The organism is Williamsia sp. CHRR-6, from assembly GCF_018474015.1.
Lineage (GTDB): Bacteria > Actinomycetota > Actinomycetes > Mycobacteriales > Mycobacteriaceae > Williamsia_A.
In genome coordinates this window covers 358,907-376,505 of record NZ_JAHCSG010000004.1, presented here as the reverse complement: position 1 = coordinate 376,505, position 17,599 = coordinate 358,907, and the positions used below count along the sequence as shown (strand labels likewise).

16 protein-coding genes and 2 tRNA genes are annotated in these 17,599 nt (G+C 65.7%); 14 read left to right on the top strand and 4 right to left on the bottom strand.

The features are described from left to right. Positions 1–410 precede the first annotated feature (410 nt). The 10 genes from dnaA (at position 411) to KIK15_RS13220 (ending at position 12,417) form a co-directional block, all read left to right on the top strand. Positions 411–1,889 carry a chromosomal replication initiator protein DnaA gene (dnaA, locus tag KIK15_RS13265; RefSeq protein ID WP_214245174.1) on the top strand — a complete coding sequence of 493 codons (1,479 nt, stop codon included), beginning with the start codon at positions 411–413 and terminating at the stop codon, positions 1,887–1,889. A 447-nt stretch (positions 1,890–2,336) separates the two neighbouring features. Beyond that, a complete protein-coding gene (gene dnaN, locus KIK15_RS13260) occupies positions 2,337–3,503 on the top strand; it encodes a DNA polymerase III subunit beta (protein WP_214245173.1) in 1,167 nt (388 codons plus the stop codon). Positions 3,504–3,517: 14 nt separating this feature from the next. Next, positions 3,518–4,414, top strand: coding sequence for a phosphogluconate dehydrogenase (NAD(+)-dependent, decarboxylating) (gnd, locus tag KIK15_RS13255; RefSeq protein WP_374222852.1), 897 nt, complete (start codon positions 3,518–3,520; stop codon positions 4,412–4,414). Positions 4,415–4,417: 3 nt separating this feature from the next. After that, entirely contained in the window at positions 4,418–5,617 is a 1,200-nt protein-coding gene (gene recF / locus KIK15_RS13250) for a DNA replication/repair protein RecF (RefSeq protein WP_214245171.1), read from the top strand. Further along, positions 5,614–6,174 (top strand): DUF721 family protein, encoded by a 561-nt coding sequence (locus tag KIK15_RS13245; RefSeq protein ID WP_214245170.1) that lies wholly within the window; start codon positions 5,614–5,616, stop codon positions 6,172–6,174. Before recF ends, KIK15_RS13245 begins: the two co-directional genes overlap by 4 nt. A 187-nt stretch (positions 6,175–6,361) precedes the next feature. Continuing rightward, the gene (gene gyrB, locus KIK15_RS13240) at positions 6,362–8,452 is read left to right on the top strand and encodes a DNA topoisomerase (ATP-hydrolyzing) subunit B (protein ID WP_307851893.1); all 2,091 of its coding nucleotides are present in this window, start codon (positions 6,362–6,364) and stop codon (positions 8,450–8,452) included. Between the two features lie 53 nt (positions 8,453–8,505). Then, positions 8,506–11,022: a DNA gyrase subunit A gene (gene gyrA, locus KIK15_RS13235; protein ID WP_214245168.1), complete on the top strand. Its 2,517-nt coding sequence runs from the start codon at positions 8,506–8,508 to the stop codon at positions 11,020–11,022. Between the two features lie 42 nt (positions 11,023–11,064). Further along, positions 11,065–12,102, top strand: a complete 1,038-nt coding sequence (locus KIK15_RS13230; protein WP_214245167.1) for a DUF3566 domain-containing protein — start codon at positions 11,065–11,067, stop codon at positions 12,100–12,102. Positions 12,103–12,156: 54 nt separating this feature from the next. After that, positions 12,157–12,230 (top strand) — tRNA-Ile (locus tag KIK15_RS13225). Between the two features lie 114 nt (positions 12,231–12,344). After that, positions 12,345–12,417, top strand: a tRNA-Ala gene (locus tag KIK15_RS13220). 22 nt (positions 12,418–12,439) lie between these two features. Here KIK15_RS13220 and KIK15_RS18780 read toward each other — a convergent pair. Together KIK15_RS18780 and KIK15_RS13210 are read right to left on the bottom strand one after the other, a co-directional pair. Further along, positions 12,440–12,814: a DUF4190 domain-containing protein gene (locus KIK15_RS18780; RefSeq protein ID WP_214245166.1), complete on the bottom strand. Its 375-nt coding sequence runs from the start codon at positions 12,812–12,814 to the stop codon at positions 12,440–12,442. 285 nt (positions 12,815–13,099) lie between these two features. Continuing rightward, positions 13,100–13,642, bottom strand: coding sequence for a hypothetical protein (locus KIK15_RS13210; protein WP_214245165.1), 543 nt, complete (start codon positions 13,640–13,642; stop codon positions 13,100–13,102). 170 nt (positions 13,643–13,812) lie between these two features. On the opposite strand from KIK15_RS13210, the gene KIK15_RS13205 reads away from it, so the two are divergent. The 4 genes from KIK15_RS13205 to KIK15_RS13190 are packed head-to-tail and all read left to right on the top strand — an operon-like array spanning position 13,813 to position 16,692. After that, positions 13,813–14,340, top strand: a complete 528-nt coding sequence (locus tag KIK15_RS13205) for an RNA polymerase sigma factor (RefSeq protein WP_214245164.1) — start codon at positions 13,813–13,815, stop codon at positions 14,338–14,340. Beyond that, positions 14,337–15,278 (top strand): hypothetical protein, encoded by a 942-nt coding sequence (locus KIK15_RS13200; protein ID WP_214245163.1) that lies wholly within the window; start codon positions 14,337–14,339, stop codon positions 15,276–15,278. The genes KIK15_RS13205 and KIK15_RS13200 overlap by 4 nt, the downstream gene beginning before the upstream one ends. Before the next feature lie 23 nt (positions 15,279–15,301). Then, complete coding sequence (locus tag KIK15_RS13195) at positions 15,302–15,829, top strand: peptidylprolyl isomerase (protein ID WP_214245162.1); 528 nt, start codon at positions 15,302–15,304, stop codon at positions 15,827–15,829. A 35-nt stretch (positions 15,830–15,864) separates the two neighbouring features. Next, complete coding sequence (locus KIK15_RS13190; RefSeq protein ID WP_214245161.1) at positions 15,865–16,692, top strand: rhomboid family intramembrane serine protease; 828 nt, start codon at positions 15,865–15,867, stop codon at positions 16,690–16,692. Between the two features lie 79 nt (positions 16,693–16,771). Here KIK15_RS13190 and KIK15_RS13185 read toward each other — a convergent pair whose 3' ends face one another. Both KIK15_RS13185 and crgA read right to left on the bottom strand, forming a co-directional pair. Next, positions 16,772–17,188, bottom strand: a complete 417-nt coding sequence (locus KIK15_RS13185; protein ID WP_214245160.1) for a PH domain-containing protein — start codon at positions 17,186–17,188, stop codon at positions 16,772–16,774. A gap of 94 nt (positions 17,189–17,282) precedes the next feature. Further along, on the bottom strand, positions 17,283–17,573 hold the full coding sequence (gene crgA / locus KIK15_RS13180) for a cell division protein CrgA (RefSeq protein ID WP_214245159.1): 291 nt from the start codon (positions 17,571–17,573) through the stop codon (positions 17,283–17,285). Between the last annotated feature and the right edge of the window lie 26 nt (positions 17,574–17,599).

The window sequence follows — 17,599 nt, the reverse complement described above, 5'->3', positions numbered from 1 at the left end:
CGCGGCGACCGTTCGAGACTACTGATCGGTCCCATGCAGGTCAAACCAGGTGAGCAGCCTCGCTGTGGAGGTGAGGCTGCCCGTTCGCGGCCGACCGGGGAGCCGTGCCATGCTGGTCGGCGCGATACTCGACACGCCGGACGACACCGAGGTGTTTGCCTTTTCGAGATATTGCGATATCGATTCGGTTGAGACGTAGCCGATGCTCTGTTAACTTTGCCCGAAACGTTGGACCCCATCACAGGCGGCGCCACCACGATCAGTGCAGGATCACCGGGCTCGAGCACCGGTGCGCTCGTTCACACCAGTACTCCACATCTGTGGATAACCATGTGGACAACCTGCGCTGTAGGCGGTTCCGCTGTGGGGCTCGCACGTCCGGCGCAGCCGTGTCAGTCCAGGAGGAGCCGGTGTCCCAAGCGTCCGATCGTGAGTCGTTCGGCGACATCTGGGCCCAGGTCACGGTAGAGCTCAGTGCCGACCCCGAGCTGACCCGCCAGCAGAAGGCATACCTCTCCCTGGTCCAACCTCTCACTCTCGCTGAGGGTTTCGCATTGCTGGCGGTCCCCAACCCCTACGTACAGGAGCAAATCGAGCGGACCCTGCGCGAACCCATCCGCGCCTCGCTCAGCAGGCTTCTCGCGACCGAGGTCGACCTGGGCGTTCGGATCACCGCCAGCGACCCGGTGCTGCCTCCGCTCGGGCCGACTCCTATGGCACCCACCCCCATCGGGTCCGTCCCCAGCGCATCGGCCCCCGACACCTTCGCCGATCGACCCGACACCAGCGACGGCCGAGTCGAACCACTCACGCCGCGGCAAGGCGAGTGGGCCAATTCGTTCCGTTCCGTCGACACCAACTCCAGCCTGCATCACAAGTACACCTTCGACACCTTTGTGATCGGTGCCTCCAACCGGTTCGCCCACGCTGCGGCCGTCGCCATCGCCGAGGCGCCCGCACGCGCCTACAACCCGCTGTTCATCTGGGGTGAGTCGGGACTGGGCAAGACACATCTGTTGCACGCCGCCGGCCACTACGCCCAGCGGTTGTTCCCGGGTATGCGGGTCAAGTACGTCTCCACCGAGGAGTTCACCAACGATTTCATCAACTCGCTGCGTGATGACCGGCGTGTGGCCTTCAAGCAGCGCTACCGCGACGTAGACGTGCTGCTCGTCGACGACATCCAGTTCCTCGAGGGCAAGGAAGGTATCCAGGAAGAGTTCTTCCACACCTTCAACACCTTGCACAACGCCAGCAAGCAGATCGTGGTGTCCTCCGATCGTCCGCCCAAACAGCTTGCGACACTGGAAGATCGGCTGCGTACCCGGTTCGAGTGGGGCCTGATCACCGACGTCCAGCCGCCCGAGTTGGAGACCCGGATCGCCATCTTGCGCAAGAAGGCGCAGATGGACGACCTGAAGGTCCCCGACGACGTGATGGAGCTGATCGCCTCGAAGATCGAACGCAACATCCGCGAACTCGAGGGGGCGCTGATCCGGGTGACCGCGTATGCCTCTCTCAACTCCGCCGATCTCGACCTCGGGCTGGCCGAGATCGTTCTGCAGGCGCTGTTGCCGGACTCCCGCAACATCGAGATCAACGCACCTGCCATCTTGGCCATCACCGCGGAGTACTTCGGTATCACCGTCGACGAACTGCGTGGGCCCGGCAAGACCCGCGACCTGGCCCAGGCCCGTCAGATCTCGATGTACCTGTGTCGGGAACTGACCGATCTGTCGCTGCCCAAGATCGGTGAGACCTTCGACCGCGACCACACCACGGTGATGTACGCGGACAAGAAGATCCGCAAGGAGATGGCCGAGCGGCGCAAGGTCTACGACCACGTCCAGAAGCTCACCGCGCGGATCAAACAGCGTTCACAGCACTGACATCAGCGGCCCCGATCCCACATCCTGAGAGATCGTCGGGGATCTTTGCGGCCCGATTCGCCTTTCCCCAGCTGTGGATAAACCGGTGGATAAGTACCGGAACCTGTGGAGTAACGGTGAGCGGTGGTGAACAACGGCGGACATGTGCACAACCAGTCGGTGATCGGTCCCCACCCGTACACCGAGCGTCCACATCGCGCCACGCCGCCCGAGCAGCGATGAGCGCGTGTCATCCCCAGATTCCACAGCCCCTACTACTACTTCTGATATCTCTTCCATCTTCTTCTTGAAAAGCAGCCGTGTGGACAGCTCACCGATCCACAGGACAGTCCGATCTCGCACACCCACCCGCATCGATCCGATCGCCCCGTTGGCTCCCGGAGCACTCGTGGCGCTCTAGAGTGGGAATCCACCCGCCCGCTCCAACGTGATGGAGGCTCGATCGCTGTGAAGTTCCGCGCCGTACGCGATGAGTTCGCAGACGCAGTCGCCTGGGTTGCCCGTAGCCTCCCGAGCCGTCCACCGGTCCCGGTCCTCGGGTGTGTCGTGTTGTCGGCCGGCGACGCCGGTCTGAGCGTCTCGGGATTCGACTACGAGGTCTCAGCCCAGGTCGAACTCTCCGCCGAGGTGGCCGACGAGGGTCGGGTCCTGGTGTCGGGCAAGTTGTTGGCCGACATCACCCGCTCGCTGCCGTCCAAGCCGGTCGACGTGAGCCTCGATGGCACCCGGGTCGCGATCTCCTGTGGGAGTTCACGTTTCTCGTTGCCCACCATGCCGGTCGAGGACTATCCGACGCTGCCTGCCGTCCCCGCGGTCACCGGTACGGTCCCCAGCGATGTGTTCGCCGAGGCCATCGCGCAGGTCGCCATCGCAGCGGGCAAAGACGACACCCTGCCCATGCTGACCGGTATCCGGGTGGAGATCGAGGACACCGCAGTCGTCCTGGCCGCCACCGACCGGTTTCGGCTGGCCGTGCGGGAACTGACGTGGCAGCCGACCGCCGGCGGTAGCGCCGCAGTCCTGGTCCCGGCGAAGACCTTGTCCGAGGCCGCCAAGTCCGCCGGTGCCGATGGCAACGCCGCGGTGTCGTTGGCACTGGGTGGTTCGGGCAGCGTGGGCTCCGACGGGCTGCTGGGCATCCTCAGCCAGAACCGGCAGACCACCACCCGGCTGCTCGACGCAGAGTTCCCCAAGTTCCGACAGTTGCTGCCCACCTCCCACACGTCGATGGCGACGATCGACATCGCGCCGTTGACCGACGCCATCAAGCGCGTGGCCCTGGTGGCCGAGCGCGGCGCACAGGTGCGCATGGAGTTCACCGACGGGTCGGTGCTGCTCACCGCAGGCGGTGATGACGCGGGCAAGGCCGAGGAGGAGATGCAGGTCGTCTTCCACGGGGCACCGTTGACCATCGCCTTCAATCCCATCTACCTGCTCGACGGGTTGGCGGCGCTACACACCACCGCGGTCGATTTCGGGTTCACCACCCCCAGTCGTCCCGCGGTGTTGCGTCCGTCCACCGGCGATATCCCCGAGGCCGACGCTGCGGGCGCATTCGCGGCCCCCGCCAGCGACTTCACCTATCTACTGATGCCGGTGCGACTGCCGGGCTGATCCACGAAAGGATCGTGAGCATGCACATCGGACTCATCGGGCTGGGCAAGATGGGCGCCAACATGCGGACGCGGTTGCGCCAGGCCGGACACGAGGTGACCGGATACGACCCGCGTCCCGAGGTGACCGACGTCGCGTCGGTGGCCGAGCTGGCCGAGTCGCTTCCGACGCCCCGGCTGGTGTGGGTGATGGTGCCTTCCGGTAGCCCCACCCGCGACACCGTGGCGGCACTGGCCGAAGTCCTCACCGACGGTGATCTAGTCGTCGACGGCGGCAACTCGCGCTACACCGATGATCAGCACAATGCAGACCTGTTGTCGGCCAAGGGAATCCGCTACGTGGACTGTGGTGTGTCCGGTGGTGTGTGGGGTCTGGAGAACGGCTACGGGCTGATGGCCGGTGGCGCCGAGGCCGATATCGAGTTCGCGATGCCGATCTTCGATGCGTTGCGTCCGCCGGGCGAGCGCGCCGACGGGTTCGTCCACGCCGGACCGGTCGGTGCCGGTCACTACGCCAAGATGGTGCACAACGGCATCGAGTACGGACTGATGCACGCCTACGGCGAGGGCTATGAACTGCTCTGCGCGGAATCACTGATCACCGATGTCCCCGGCACGCTGCGTGCCTGGACCCATGGCACCGTCATCCGGTCCTGGCTGCTGGATCTGTTGGTCGAGGCGGTGCAGGCCGATCCGTCCCTGGCCAAGATCTCTGACTACACCACCGATTCCGGGGAAGGTCGCTGGACGGTCGAGGAGGCCATCCGGCACTCGGTTCCGGCCAACGTCATCTCCGCAGCGCTGTTCGCCCGCTTCGCATCTCGACAGGACAACGGGTCACCGGCTCTCAAGGCGGTGTCGGCGCTGCGCAACCAGTTCGGCGGTCACGCGGTCAAACGCGCCGACAGCTGATCGGTGTTCGTACGCTCGTTGCGGTTGCGCGACTTCCGTTCCTGGTCGCAGGTGCAGCTCGATCTGCGTCCCGGCGTGACGATCTTCGTGGGGCGCAACGGTTTCGGCAAGACCAACCTCATCGAGTCGCTGAATTATCTGGCCGCGCTTCGTTCTCATCGGGTGTCCACCGATGCCGCACTGATCCGCACCGGATGTGACACGGCCACAGCTGCGGCCACTGTGGTCAATCGTGGTCGAGAACTGACGGTCGAAGTACAGATCACGGCAGGAAAAGCCAACCGCGCCAGCGTGAACGGTGCGCCATCACGGCGAGCCCGCGACGTGGTGGGCATCTTGCGCACCGTGCTGTTCGCCCCCGAGGATCTGGCCATGGTGCGGGGGGAGCCGGCCGAGCGGCGCCGTTTCCTCGACGAGCTGGCGGCGCTGGCGGGTCCACGCATGGTGGCGGCCCGCGCCGACTACGACCGGGTGCTGCGTCAGCGTTCGGCGTTGCTCAAGACCGCAGCCGCAGCCATGCGTGGTGGCGGCGACTCGGCCGCTTCGGTGATCTCCACCCTCGATGTCTGGGACACCCAACTCGCCGCCTTCGGGGCGCAGGTCACCGCGGGGCGCATCGACGTCGTCCGGGCTCTGAGTCCTTATGTTGCCGCCGAATACGCACGCCTGGCTCCACATTCACCTCCGGTCGACCTGCGCTATCGAGCGGTGGTCGGCGACGAGGTGTGGCCTGAGGGGGACGCGGCCGCCGACGTCGAGTACATCGAGGCGATCCTGTTGGAACGTCTGGTGTCCGGTCGGCGCAAGGAGATCGACCGTGGGGTGTGTCTGATCGGACCTCACCGTGACGACCTGGACATCCTGTTGGGCGGACATGTGGCGAAAGGCTTTGCCAGCCATGGTGAGTCGTGGTCGCTGGCGTTGGCCCTGCGGTTGGGTTCGGTGGAGTTGCTCCGGGCCGACGGCGCCGAGCCGGTGGTGCTGCTCGACGACGTGTTCGCCGAGCTCGACGCCAAGCGGCGGATCGCGCTGGCGGCGTTTGCCGAATCGGTGGAACAGGTGATGGTCACCGCCGCAGTCGCCGAAGATGTCCCCGAGGGGATCTCGGGTCGACGGGTGAGCGTGGAGATGATCGACGATCCCGACGGCAGTCGACGATCACAGATCGTGGCCGACACGAACGCAGGAGGTGAATCGGGGTGAGCACATCTGCTGATGACACCGACGGGGAGTCCTCTGACAGCGACGGCGAATCCTCGCGTGGTCACCAGTTGGCACGCAAGGCCCTGGAAGAGGCACGCAATGCCGCGCGAGCGGCCGGCAAGTCGGTGGGGGAAGGACGCTCGGTGGCGCGTCCACGTCGGGATCGCAGCCGTACGCGCTGGTCGGGTGCGGGTCCGGACAAACGCGATCCCCAACCGCTGGGACGGTTGCTGGGCGGGGTGAGTTCCACGCGTGGCTGGGACCCCCGCATCGGTGAGGGCACTGTGTTGGCCGGCTGGAATCGTATCGTCGGTGCCGACATCGCGGCCCACGCGCAACCGACGGTGTTGCACGACAAGGTGTTGCACATCAGCGCCGAGTCGACAGCGTGGGCCACTCAGTTGCGACTCATCCAGGCGCAGATCCTGGCCAAGATCGCCGAGTCGGTGGGCAACGGCGTGGTCACCAGTCTGCGGATCACCGGTCCCAAGGCTCCGTCGTGGCGCAAAGGTGAACGGCACATCCGTGGTCGAGGGCCCCGCGACACCTACGGCTGAGCCGCTCCGCTGCCTCGTCGTAGGACCTTAGGTCTCCGCGACCTAGCCGAGTCGAAAAAATCCGGTCTGTGTGCGCGTCAGACACCACGCAAGGCCATTTCCTGGCGACCGAGGCAGTAGTATGGAAGGCGTGCCTCGAGAGGGGCGATGGACCATCCCCGGCAAGGCGAAGGAGCGGACACCACTCGTGGCCGACAGCGACAGCAGCAACGACACCCCGACCACCGCGAAGAAGGCCACCCGAGCCTCGGCGAAAAAACCCGGGAACTACGGTGCGGAATCCATCAGCATCCTCGAGGGCCTCGAAGCGGTACGCAAGCGCCCCGGCATGTACATCGGGTCGACCAGCGAACGCGGTCTGCACCACCTGATCTGGGAGGTCGTGGACAACTCTGTCGACGAGGCCATGGCGGGATACGCCAGTGAAGTGTCGGTGACGTTGCTCGCCGACGGTGGCGTCGAGGTCCGCGATGACGGCCGTGGCATTCCGGTCGAGATGCACGCCACCGGTGTCCCCACCGTCGAGGTCGTCATGACCCAGCTGCACGCCGGCGGCAAGTTCGACTCCGACTCCTACGCGGTGTCTGGTGGTCTGCACGGTGTGGGTATCTCGGTGGTCAACGCGCTTTCGACCAAAGTCGAGCTCGAGATCGACCGAGACGGTTCGCACTGGACACAGACGTACGACTACGCCAAGCCCGGCGAGCTGATCAAAGGCGCCGCGTCACGCAAGACCGGCACCACCACCCGGTTCTGGGCCGATGGTGAGATCTTCGAGACCACCGACTACAACTTCGAAACCATCTCGCGGCGGCTGCAGGAGATGGCGTTCCTCAACAAGGGACTCACCATCCACCTCACCGATCAGCGGCCCAAAGTGGTCAACGACTCCGAGGATGTCGAGACCGCCGAGATCGTCAAGCGCCACGACGACGAGGACGTGGCGGCCGACGTCCCGGCGGTGGAGAAGGAGTCGGGTAAGCCGCGCACCCGCACCTATCACTATCCCGGTGGGCTGGAAGACTATGTCGCTCACCTGAATCGGTCACGTAAGGCGATCCATTCCTCCATTGTCGGCTTCAGTGCCAAGGGCACCGGCCACGAGGTGGAGGTGGCCATGCAGTGGAACGAGGGCTACTCCGAATCGGTGCACACCTTCGCCAACACGATCAACACCCATGAGGGCGGCACCCATGAGGAGGGGTTTCGCTCCGCGCTCACCTCGACGGTCAACAAGTACGCCATCGACAAGAAGTTGCTCAAGGAGAAGGACGGCAAGCTCACCGGCGACGACATCCGCGAGGGTCTGGCTGCGGTCATCTCGGTGAAGGTGGGTGACCCCCAGTTCGAAGGACAGACCAAGACCAAGCTGGGCAACTCCGAGGTGAAGACCTTCGTGCAAAAGGTGGCCAACGAGCACCTGTCGCACTGGCTGGAGTCCAACCCGGCCGAGGCCAAGGTGATCATCAACAAGGCGGTTGGCTCGGCCCAGGCACGCCTGGCCGCGCGTAAAGCGCGAGAGCTGGTGCGGCGCAAGAGCGCCACCGACATCGGTGGTCTACCGGGCAAGCTCGCCGATTGCCGCAGCAACGATCCCGCCAAGTGCGAGGTCTACATCGTGGAGGGTGACTCGGCCGGCGGCAGTGCCAAATCGGGCCGTGACTCGATGTATCAGGCGATCCTGCCCATCCGCGGCAAGATCATCAACGTGGAGAAGGCCCGCATCGACCGGGTGCTGAAGAACTCTGAGGTCCAGTCGATCATCACCGCGTTCGGCACCGGCATCCACGACGAGTTCGACATCGCCAAACTGCGCTACCACAAGATCGTGTTGATGGCCGACGCCGACGTGGACGGTCAGCACATCTCTACGCTGCTGCTCACCCTGTTGTTCCGGTTCATGCGACCACTGGTCGAGCACGGCCACGTCTATCTCGCGCAGCCCCCGCTGTACAAGCTGAAGTGGCAGAAGGGTGCGGCACCGGAGTTCGCCTACTCCGACCGTGAACGGGACGGACTGCTGGAGGCGGGCAAGGCCGCCGGCAAGAAGATCAACACCGACGACGGCATCCAGCGCTACAAGGGTCTCGGTGAGATGAACGCGAAAGAACTGTGGGAGACCACGATGGATCCGGCGGTGCGGGTGTTGCGTCAGGTCACCCTCGACGACGCCGCCGCGGCAGACGAACTGTTCAGTGTCCTGATGGGGGAGGACGTGGTGGCGCGGCGCAGCTTCATCGCCCGCAACGCCAAGGATGTGCGTTTCCTCGACGTCTGATGGTGGCAGTTCGTTTCACGTGAAACACGGCCCCGTACAACGAAAGTGATCTGATGACTGACACCACGCTGCCTCCTGGCGGCACCACCGACGGTTCTGGTGGCGACCGGATCGAGCCGGTCGACATCCAGCAGGAGATGCAGCGCAGCTACATCGACTACGCGATGAGCGTGATCGTGGGTCGCGCACTGCCCGAGGTCCGCGACGGCCTCAAGCCGGTGCACCGCCGTCTGCTCTACGCAATGCACGACGCCGGATTCCGGCCCGACCGCAGCTACGTCAAGTCGGCAAAACCGGTGGCCGAGACGATGGGCAACTACCACCCCCACGGCGACACCGCCATCTATGACGCCCTGGTGCGGCTGGCGCAGCCCTGGTCGATGCGGTATCCGCTCGTCGACGGTCAGGGGAACTTCGGTTCGCGCGGGAACGATGGCGCCGCCGCGATGCGCTACACCGAGGCGCGTCTCACGCCGCTGGCGATGGAGATGTTGCGCGACATCGACGAGGACACCGTCGATTTCACGCCGAACTACGACGGCAAGACCCTCGAGCCGACGGTGCTGCCCAGCCGTATCCCCAACCTGTTGATGAACGGCTCCGGCGGTATCGCCGTGGGTATGGCCACCAACATCCCCCCGCACAACCTCAACGAGGTGGCCGACGCGGTGTTCTGGGCGTTGGAGAACTACGACGCCGACGAAGAGACGACGCTGGCCGCGTGTCTGGAGCGCGTCAAGGGCCCCGATTTCCCGACCGCCGGTCTCATCGTGGGCAGTCAGGGCATCACCGACGCCTACACCACCGGCCGTGGCAGCATCCGCATGCGCGGTGTGCTGGAGGTTGAGGAATCTCGCACCGGCGCAACGACACTGGTGATCACCGAGCTGCCGTACCAGGTGAATCCGGACAACATGATCCTATCGATCGCCGAGCAGGTCAACGACGGCAAACTCAAGGGCATCAGCAAGATCGAAGACCAGTCCTCCGATCGCGTGGGTATGCGGATCGTGGTGACCCTCAAGCGCGACGCGGTGGCCAAGGTCGTCATCAACAACCTGTACAAGCACAGCCAGCTGCAGACCAGCTTCGGTGCCAACATGCTCTCCATCGTCGACGGAGTGCCGCGCACCCTGCGCTTGGACCAGATGATCCGTCATTACGTCGAGCACCAGATCGACGTCATCGTGCGCCGGACCCGATACCGGTTGCGCAAGGCCGAGGAGCGGGCCCACATCCTGCGTGGTCTGGTCAAGGCCCTCGACGCCCTCGACGAGGTGATCGCGTTGATCCGGCGGTCGGCCAACACCGAGGAAGCGCGCAGCGGCCTCATCGGGTTGCTCGACATCGACGAGATCCAGGCCGATGCCATCCTCGCGATGCAGTTGCGTCGGCTCTCGGCGCTGGAGCGGCAGAAGATCATCGACGAACTCGCCGAGATCGAGCTCGAGATCGCCGACTACAAGGACATCCTGGCCAAGCCGGAGCGTCAGCGTGCCATCGTGCGCGACGAGCTGAAAGAGGTGGTGGAGAAGTTCGGTGACGAACGCCGCACCCGCATCATCGCCGCCGACGGCGATGTCAGCGACGAGGACCTCATCGCTCGGGAAGACGTGGTCGTCACCATCACCGAAACCGGGTATGCCAAACGCACCAAGACCGACCTCTACCGCAGTCAAAAGCGTGGCGGCAAGGGTGTGCAGGGTGCGGGCCTGAAACAGGACGACATCGTGGCGCACTTCTTCGTGTGTTCCACCCACGACTGGATCCTGTTCTTCACCACCAAGGGCCGGGTCTATCGGGCCAAGGCCTACGAGCTGCCCGAGGCCAACCGCACCGCTCGCGGCCAACACGTGGCGAACCTGCTGGCCTTCCAGCCTGAGGAACGTATCGCCCAGGTCATCCAGATCAAGAGCTATGAGGACGCGCCGTATCTGGTGCTGGCCACGCGAGCGGGTCTGGTGAAGAAATCGAGGTTGACCGACTTCGACTCGGCTCGATCCGGGGGCATCATCGCGATCAACCTGCGCGGTGAGGATGAACTGGTCGGCGCGCAATTGTGCAGCGCCGAGCACGATCTGTTGCTGGTGTCCAAGCGTGGACAGTCCATCCGGTTCAGTGCCACCGACGAGGCGCTGCGTCCGATGGGTCGTCAGACCTCGGGTGTGCAGGGCATGCGGTTCAACGACGACGACGAGTTGCTGTCGTTGAACGTGGTCGCCGACGGCACCTACCTGCTGGTGGCCACCTCGGGTGGATACGCCAAACGCACCGCGATGGAGGACTACCCGGTGCAGGGCCGTGGTGGCAAGGGTGTGTTGACCATCCAGTACGACACTCGTCGCGGCGCACTGGTCGGTGCCCTGATCGTCGACGACACCGCGGAGCTCTATGCCATCACCTCCGGCGGCGGCGTGATCCGTACGCTGGCCAAGCAGGTGCGTAAGGCTGGACGCCAGACCAAGGGCGTCCGCCTGATGAACCTCGACGAAGGAACTACTCTTTTGGCTATTGCTCGGAATGCTGATGAGCCAGACGAGTCCGAGGGCGGATCCGATGCCGGCAGTTGAGCCGGTGGGTGCGGGTGCGTCCATTGAGGTGAAGGAACGCAGGTGAGCACACCCCAGGAGTCACAGGCCTCCGCAGTCGCCGATCGAGCTGCCCAGAACGGTGCCGGCCAGAACGGTGCCAGTCCACACGGTGCCGACGAGCCGTCGGCTGATGCTGCCGAGGTCACCGAGTCGACCGACACCACGACCGAGTCGGCTGCGTCAGAAGCCGGTGGCGCGGGCGGGAAGCCGCCCTGGCAGCGGGTGGGAGCGACGTTGCCCAACACGGGCAGCCCTGCGCCGGGGGTCGAGCCCAACAACCCCGCCGCCGAGCCGACGCGTCCGCTGGTGACCGGCACCAAGGCGCCGGGTGCACCGACCCCGTCGATCCCGTCGGCCACCGCTCCCACCACCAAGGTGCCCATCGCCAAGGTCGACTCCGAGGGTCGGCTGGGTGCACGTCCACCCGCGGCCACCGCCAACGGGCGTAACTCCCTGGTGGGCAAGGTGATCGACGGTCCGACCCGCAACATCGATCGCAGTGACATCCCCGATGATCTGCCCGATCTCGACGCGATTCACCACCCTGGCGCCTATGCGCCCGCGGCACCCGGTCCTACCCCCGCCGCACCCGATCAGGCTCCGCTGCCCGGGTATGCGCCGCAGGCTGCGCCTGCGGCGGTGCAGTCGGCACCCACCCGCGCGGTGGAGGCCGTAGCCGCAGGCGGGGCTCGGGGTCCGCTGCGCGCCTCGGTGCAGCTGCGCCGAATCGACCCCTGGTCGACCTTCAAGATCTCTGCGGTGCTGGCTATCGCGCTGTTCCTCATCTGGATGATCGCCACCGGGGTGTTGTACGTGGTGCTCGACGGCATGGGCGTCTGGGACTCGGTCAACAGCTCGTTTCGCACGGTGACCTCCAGCGACACGACCACCACCAACTCCTTCGAGGTGACCGCCGGTGGGGTGTTCGGCATCTCGGCGTTGATCGGCGCGGTGTACGTCATCGTGTTCACCGCGCTGACCACCGTCGGTGCGTTCATCTACAACATGAGTGCCGACCTCGTCGGTGGGGTGGAAGTGACCCTGGCCGACCGGGATTGAGATCACCCGTTTTGTGTCCGAGGCCGCCGATCCGGTAACCTCGCTTCGGTTCACGGGCCTATAGCTCAGGCGGTTAGAGCGCTTCGCTGATAACGAAGAGGTCGGAGGTTCAAGTCCTCCTAGGCCCACGTGGGAAAGATCGTGATGGTGGTTGCCGTGGTCGGCGTGCTGATCGCGATCCGAAACCGGCAGTCCACGTCCTCGTGGCACAGCCTCCCGCCTCGCCAGGACGACGCTGGCACGGGGCCTTAGCTCAGTTGGTAGAGCGCTGCCTTTGCAAGGCAGATGTCAGGAGTTCGAATCTCCTAGGCTCCACAATCTTTTCGTTGCGATCAGCTCAGTTCCCTTGACCTGCGATCGCCAGGTACACGCCCAGGCACAGTGTGAGCGTGGCCAGATAGAAATAGCCGATCCACAGCGCCGCCGTGGTCAACGAGCGTCCCTGTTCGCGACTCTGTTGGATCTGGCGGCGGGCCACGTGGGCGCAGATCACCCCGAACAGTGACGTGATCCCCAAGAAGGACAGCACCAGCGACACGATCGCCAGGATGTTGGTCGTGTTGGGCGCAGAGCTGTTCACCGGGTCCTGATCCGAATCGTCGATCGTGTCGTCATGGCCGCCGTATGCGTCACGGGTCTCGCTGAAAATCGAATCCCGCTCCGGGGACAGCGAATATGCGGCGTTCGCGTGCGCGGCGGGACCACTGAGCACCTCGGGGGGATGGGCCCGCGTGGGTAGGTCGTGGTGGCGCACAGTCTGCGCGGCAGGCTGTGGACGGTTCGGCCGGGGTGCCGGCGGGACAGGTGGGGCCGACCGGGGTGCGGGGCCCGGTCGAGCCGGCGCGCCCTGACGTGGCGGAGCCGGGCGAGGCGCTGGGCCCTGCGGTGGACGCGGGGGCACCCCACGAGCACCGGGGCCGGCGGGCCCGCTCGGCGGGCGGGGCCCACGTCGGTCCTCGGGTCGTTCGTCGGGATACACGCCCTACAAGCTACCGCTCTAGGTGGGTACGTCCTCCACGCGCGGCGGAGCCGCGGCCACCGGCGGCGGCGTGCTGCGCGACTGCTGGATGCGCACCGCAGCGATGACCGCGACGACCGCGCCGGACACAACCACGACGATCGCCACCTTCTTCCGGTCGATCCGCCGCACCGCTGCTGTCGTGGCGTGTGCGGCAGCTTTGCCTGCCTCGGCGGCCGACTCGACCACCTCCGCCGCTGCCTTGTTGATGTCGGCGACGTCGAAGTCGCCGAGAACGGTGTGGGTGGGTCGTGCGGTGTGCTTGGACTTCGAGCTGCGTGTGCTGGTGGAGCGCTTTGTACCGAAGGGGAACCACGTGGGGGTGCCGATCTCCTCGACCACGTCACGCACCGGTGAGTTGTCCTTCGACGAGCGAAGGCGCCGCCACAACACTCGCCACGGCGTGGTCCACGGCGCGAAGTAGCCGAGCAGCACCGCGATGAAGGACCGCTTGGCCCGTCGCTTCACCACTGTGGCCACCCCGGGCTGTACCTGGGACTCGACCTGTGTCGTGCTTGCCATCTGCTCGCCTCTTCTCGCCGGAAAGGTGTCGACCGCCAGCATGCCGGTCTTTCGCCTCCACTCTGCCAGGTGAGGCAACAGTGACACGAGTCACACCACGAGACGCTCAACTGGAGCGGCGCCGGTGACTAGTACCTGACGTGTCCATCATCAACGGCAGGATCACACCCGTGCCCCCCGACAGTGCGCGAGCTCGTGAGGCCATCGCAGCCGCGTACACCGCTCACGCCCGAGCCATCCACCGATACCTCTCCCGTCGAGCCGGCCCGGACCTGGCCGACGATCTGACCGCCGAGACGTTCACCGCCGCGCTGGCCGGATTCGGCTCCTTTCGCGGATCCGACGACGGGATTCGGCCGTGGCTCTATGGCATCGCCGGACACACCCTGGCCCGCCACCGTCGGCGCGAGATCACCGGCTACCGGAGCCTGGCCGAACGCGGGGCCGACCCGACCGAGGTCGAAGGCCCCGAGCGAGCGGTCATCGAGCGCGACCTCGCCGACCGACGCACCCGCATCGTGGCCGGTGCACTTGCCCAGCTCTGCGACTTCGACCGTGACGCGCTGCTGCTCACCGCGTGGGAGGAACTCACCTACGAACAGACCGCTGTTGCCCTCGATTCCACTGTGGCGCATGTGCGTTCACGTATTCACCAAGCTCGTACCTTCCTACGCTCATACGAGGAGAAGAACTCATGACCAACCACGACACCGACATCCTTGCGACCCTGAAGCACTTTCGTGACGATGTACCGGACATGCCGATGAGCTCCTATGCCGCCATCCATGGCCAGGTCTTCGGGGCGAGCACACCGCGGGCGACCCGCCGGTCGGGCACCGTGTTCACCCGAGGTCGGGTGGCGGTGGCTGCCGCCGCAGTGGTCGTCGCGGCCGCCGGCGCATTCGGGGTCACCGGTCTGCTCGGATCATCGACCACGACACCCACCGCCGACGCCGCCACCATCCTTCAGCGCGCGGGCTCCTCGGCGCAGAAGCTGCCGCCGCTGCAGGTGGCCCCGACTGGGTGGATCTACCGGGAGGTCGTTCGACAGAACGGCCTGACCGTCCTCACCGAACGGAGCTGGCAACGCGCGGACGGATCGCAACCCGGTCGGGTTGTCACCACCACCACGGGTGCGCCCAGTGCCTTCGACGGCACCCGCACCCTGCCCGTCACCGCCGCCACGTCACCGGTCGCACTGACCGACCGCTCGTATCTGGCGCTGCAGGGGCTCACCGACGATCCACAGACCCTGATCACCGACATCCGCAACGACCCCCGCACCCGCGCTGACATCAGCAAGAACGGCACCACCTCCGACGTCGCCGCGTGGGAGCAGGTGCGTGAGCTCGCCGAGATCCTGCCGGCAGACAAACAGGACACCTTGTTCACCGCGGCCAAGGAGATCTCCGGGCTGACGGTGGTCCGCGGGGTCACCGACGCGGCGGGTCGACCTGGAACCGCCCTACAGATCAGTGATCCGCGGCTCGGCTCGATCGGGCTGATCTTCTCCGACACCGACGGCCGTTTCCTCGGGGAGCGGATCACCAACCCGGGCAGCGGCTCGGTGATGTTCTCCAGCTCGGTGGTGCGGGTGGCTGCGGTGGCCGCCATCGGAGTCGTGCCTGTCCGGTGACGACCACATGGCACCATGGGGACGTGAGCACACCATCGAAAACCGCAACCGCAACGCTGCACACCAATGTCGGTGACATCGTGATCGACCTCTTCGGCAACCACGCCCCCAAGACGGTGGAGAACTTCACCGGACTGGCCACCGGATCCAAGGAGTACTCGACGCTCAACGCCTCCGGCGGCAACAGTGGCCCGTTCTATGACGGCGCTGTCTTCCATCGGGTGATCGACGGGTTCATGCTGCAGGGCGGCGACCCGACCGGCACCGGTACCGGCGGCCCGGGGTATCAGTTCGGCGACGAGTTCCACCCGGAGCTGCAGTTCGATCAGCCCTACCTGCTGGCCATGGCCAACGCCGGACCTGGAACCAACGGTTCGCAGTTCTTCATCACCGTCACCAAGACCCCGCACCTCAACCGCAAGCACACCATCTTCGGTGTGGTCGCTGATGCCGACTCCAAGGCTGTGGTCGACAAGATCGCCACCACCCCGACCGACCACCGGGATCGACCCCTCGACGACGTGATCATCGAGAAGATCGAGATCAGCTGAACCCGTATCAGCCGGCGCCCGGCGGTGCGCCGCCGATGGTTTGTTACCGACACCCCGATCGCCCCACCGGATTGCAGTGCACCCGCTGCGGGCGATCGGCGTGTCCGGAGTGTCTGCGCCCGGCCGCCGTCGGTCAGCACTGTCTGGACTGCGTAGGCGCGGCAGCCGCGCGCACCCCGCGTGTGCAGCAACTCGGCGCTCGCCGGCCGTTGGCGACCTACGTCATCATCGCGATCAACCTGGTGGTCTTCGCCATCACCGCGATACAGGCGCGCACCGGCGGCAACCTGAACCCCAACGACTCGCGGGTCTTCTACGACGGCGTCCTGTTCGGGCCGTTGGTCCACGACGGCGAGTACTGGCGTCTGTTCACCTCGGGATTCCTGCACTTCTCGGTGATCCACGTGGGTCTGAACATGTTCACCCTCTACATCCTCGGGCGTGACCTCGAGCGTGCGCTGGGCACCGCGCGCTATGTGGGGGTCTACGTCGCGTCGCTGCTCGGCGGCAGTGCTGCGGTCCTGTTGTTCTCACCCAACTCGGCCACCGCCGGTGCGTCCGGCGCCATCTACGGGGTGTTGGGCGGGCTGTTGATCGTGGTGTTGCGCGCCAAGATCCCACCCGGCGGCATCATCGGGACCATCGTCATCAACCTGGTCATCACGGTCACCATCCCGGGCATCTCGCTGTGGGCCCATCTGGGTGGTCTCGCGTTCGGGGCGGCGGCTACCGCTGGGATCGTCGTGCTGCCCTCGCTGCTGTTGTCCTCGGACAAACGTCGCGCGCCGTCGGTGAACACCATCGGGTGGATCGCCGTGGGGTTGTTGATCGTGTTGGCACTGGGTCTGGCCGTCCTCAGCTGAGAAGTCCCCTACGGTGCCGGCGTCGTGGTGCCCGGGGTTCTTGCTTCTCGCCCCGTGAGAGTGGACCCGGCGGCAGTTCTCAGCTGCGGCGGGGATCGGCGACGGGAAAGCCGGCGCCGCGCAGGGCGTCGGCCACGGCCAGCGGGTGGGCGCCTAGGTCCCAGCGACCGAGGACCAGCAGGCGTTCATCGTCGGGGGTGTCCGGCTCGACCACGTCGATCTCCAACGACGGCACCGAACGCCCGAACCGGGGAAAGCTGACCACGCGAATCCGCACGATCTCACCGATCGTGTACACCCGCGTCCCGCGCAGGCTGCGCAGAGCCAGGCCCTCGTCGACAATCGCGAGCCGGGGGCGCACGTACAGACCCGCTGCGCCCATCCCCAGCAACAGCAGACCGGCGAGCCCCATGATCACCACACCGGCCGGATCGGCACCGGAGAGTGCGGCCGCCCCGGTCAACACCACACCGGCACCCAGTAGTGCGACCGCCATCGGCGCTGGTGTGGACCATGCCGTCGAGTTGTCCACAGGGTTTATCCCCAATGTGGATGAATTACATCGATGTGATTCCCACCGTCGCTGGTGGTCACCGCCACCGCATCGTCATCAGCAGACCGGCGATCATGAAGCCGAATCCGATCAGGAAGTTCCACGCTCCGAGCTGGCTCATCCAGTGCAACGCCTTGCCCGGATCGCCCAGGTTCGACGAGTTGGCGCCCAAGTAGAAGACCAGTAGCCAGACCAGGCCCAGCAGCATCAGACCCAGCATCGCACTGACGTAGATGGTGCTCGACGGACCGGCTTTCACCTTCACCGGCGTACGGCTGGCCGGGTTGATGGTGTAGTCGGTCTTCTTCCGGACTTTCGACTTCGGCATGACTTCCTCGCTGGTGGGCCCGTAAC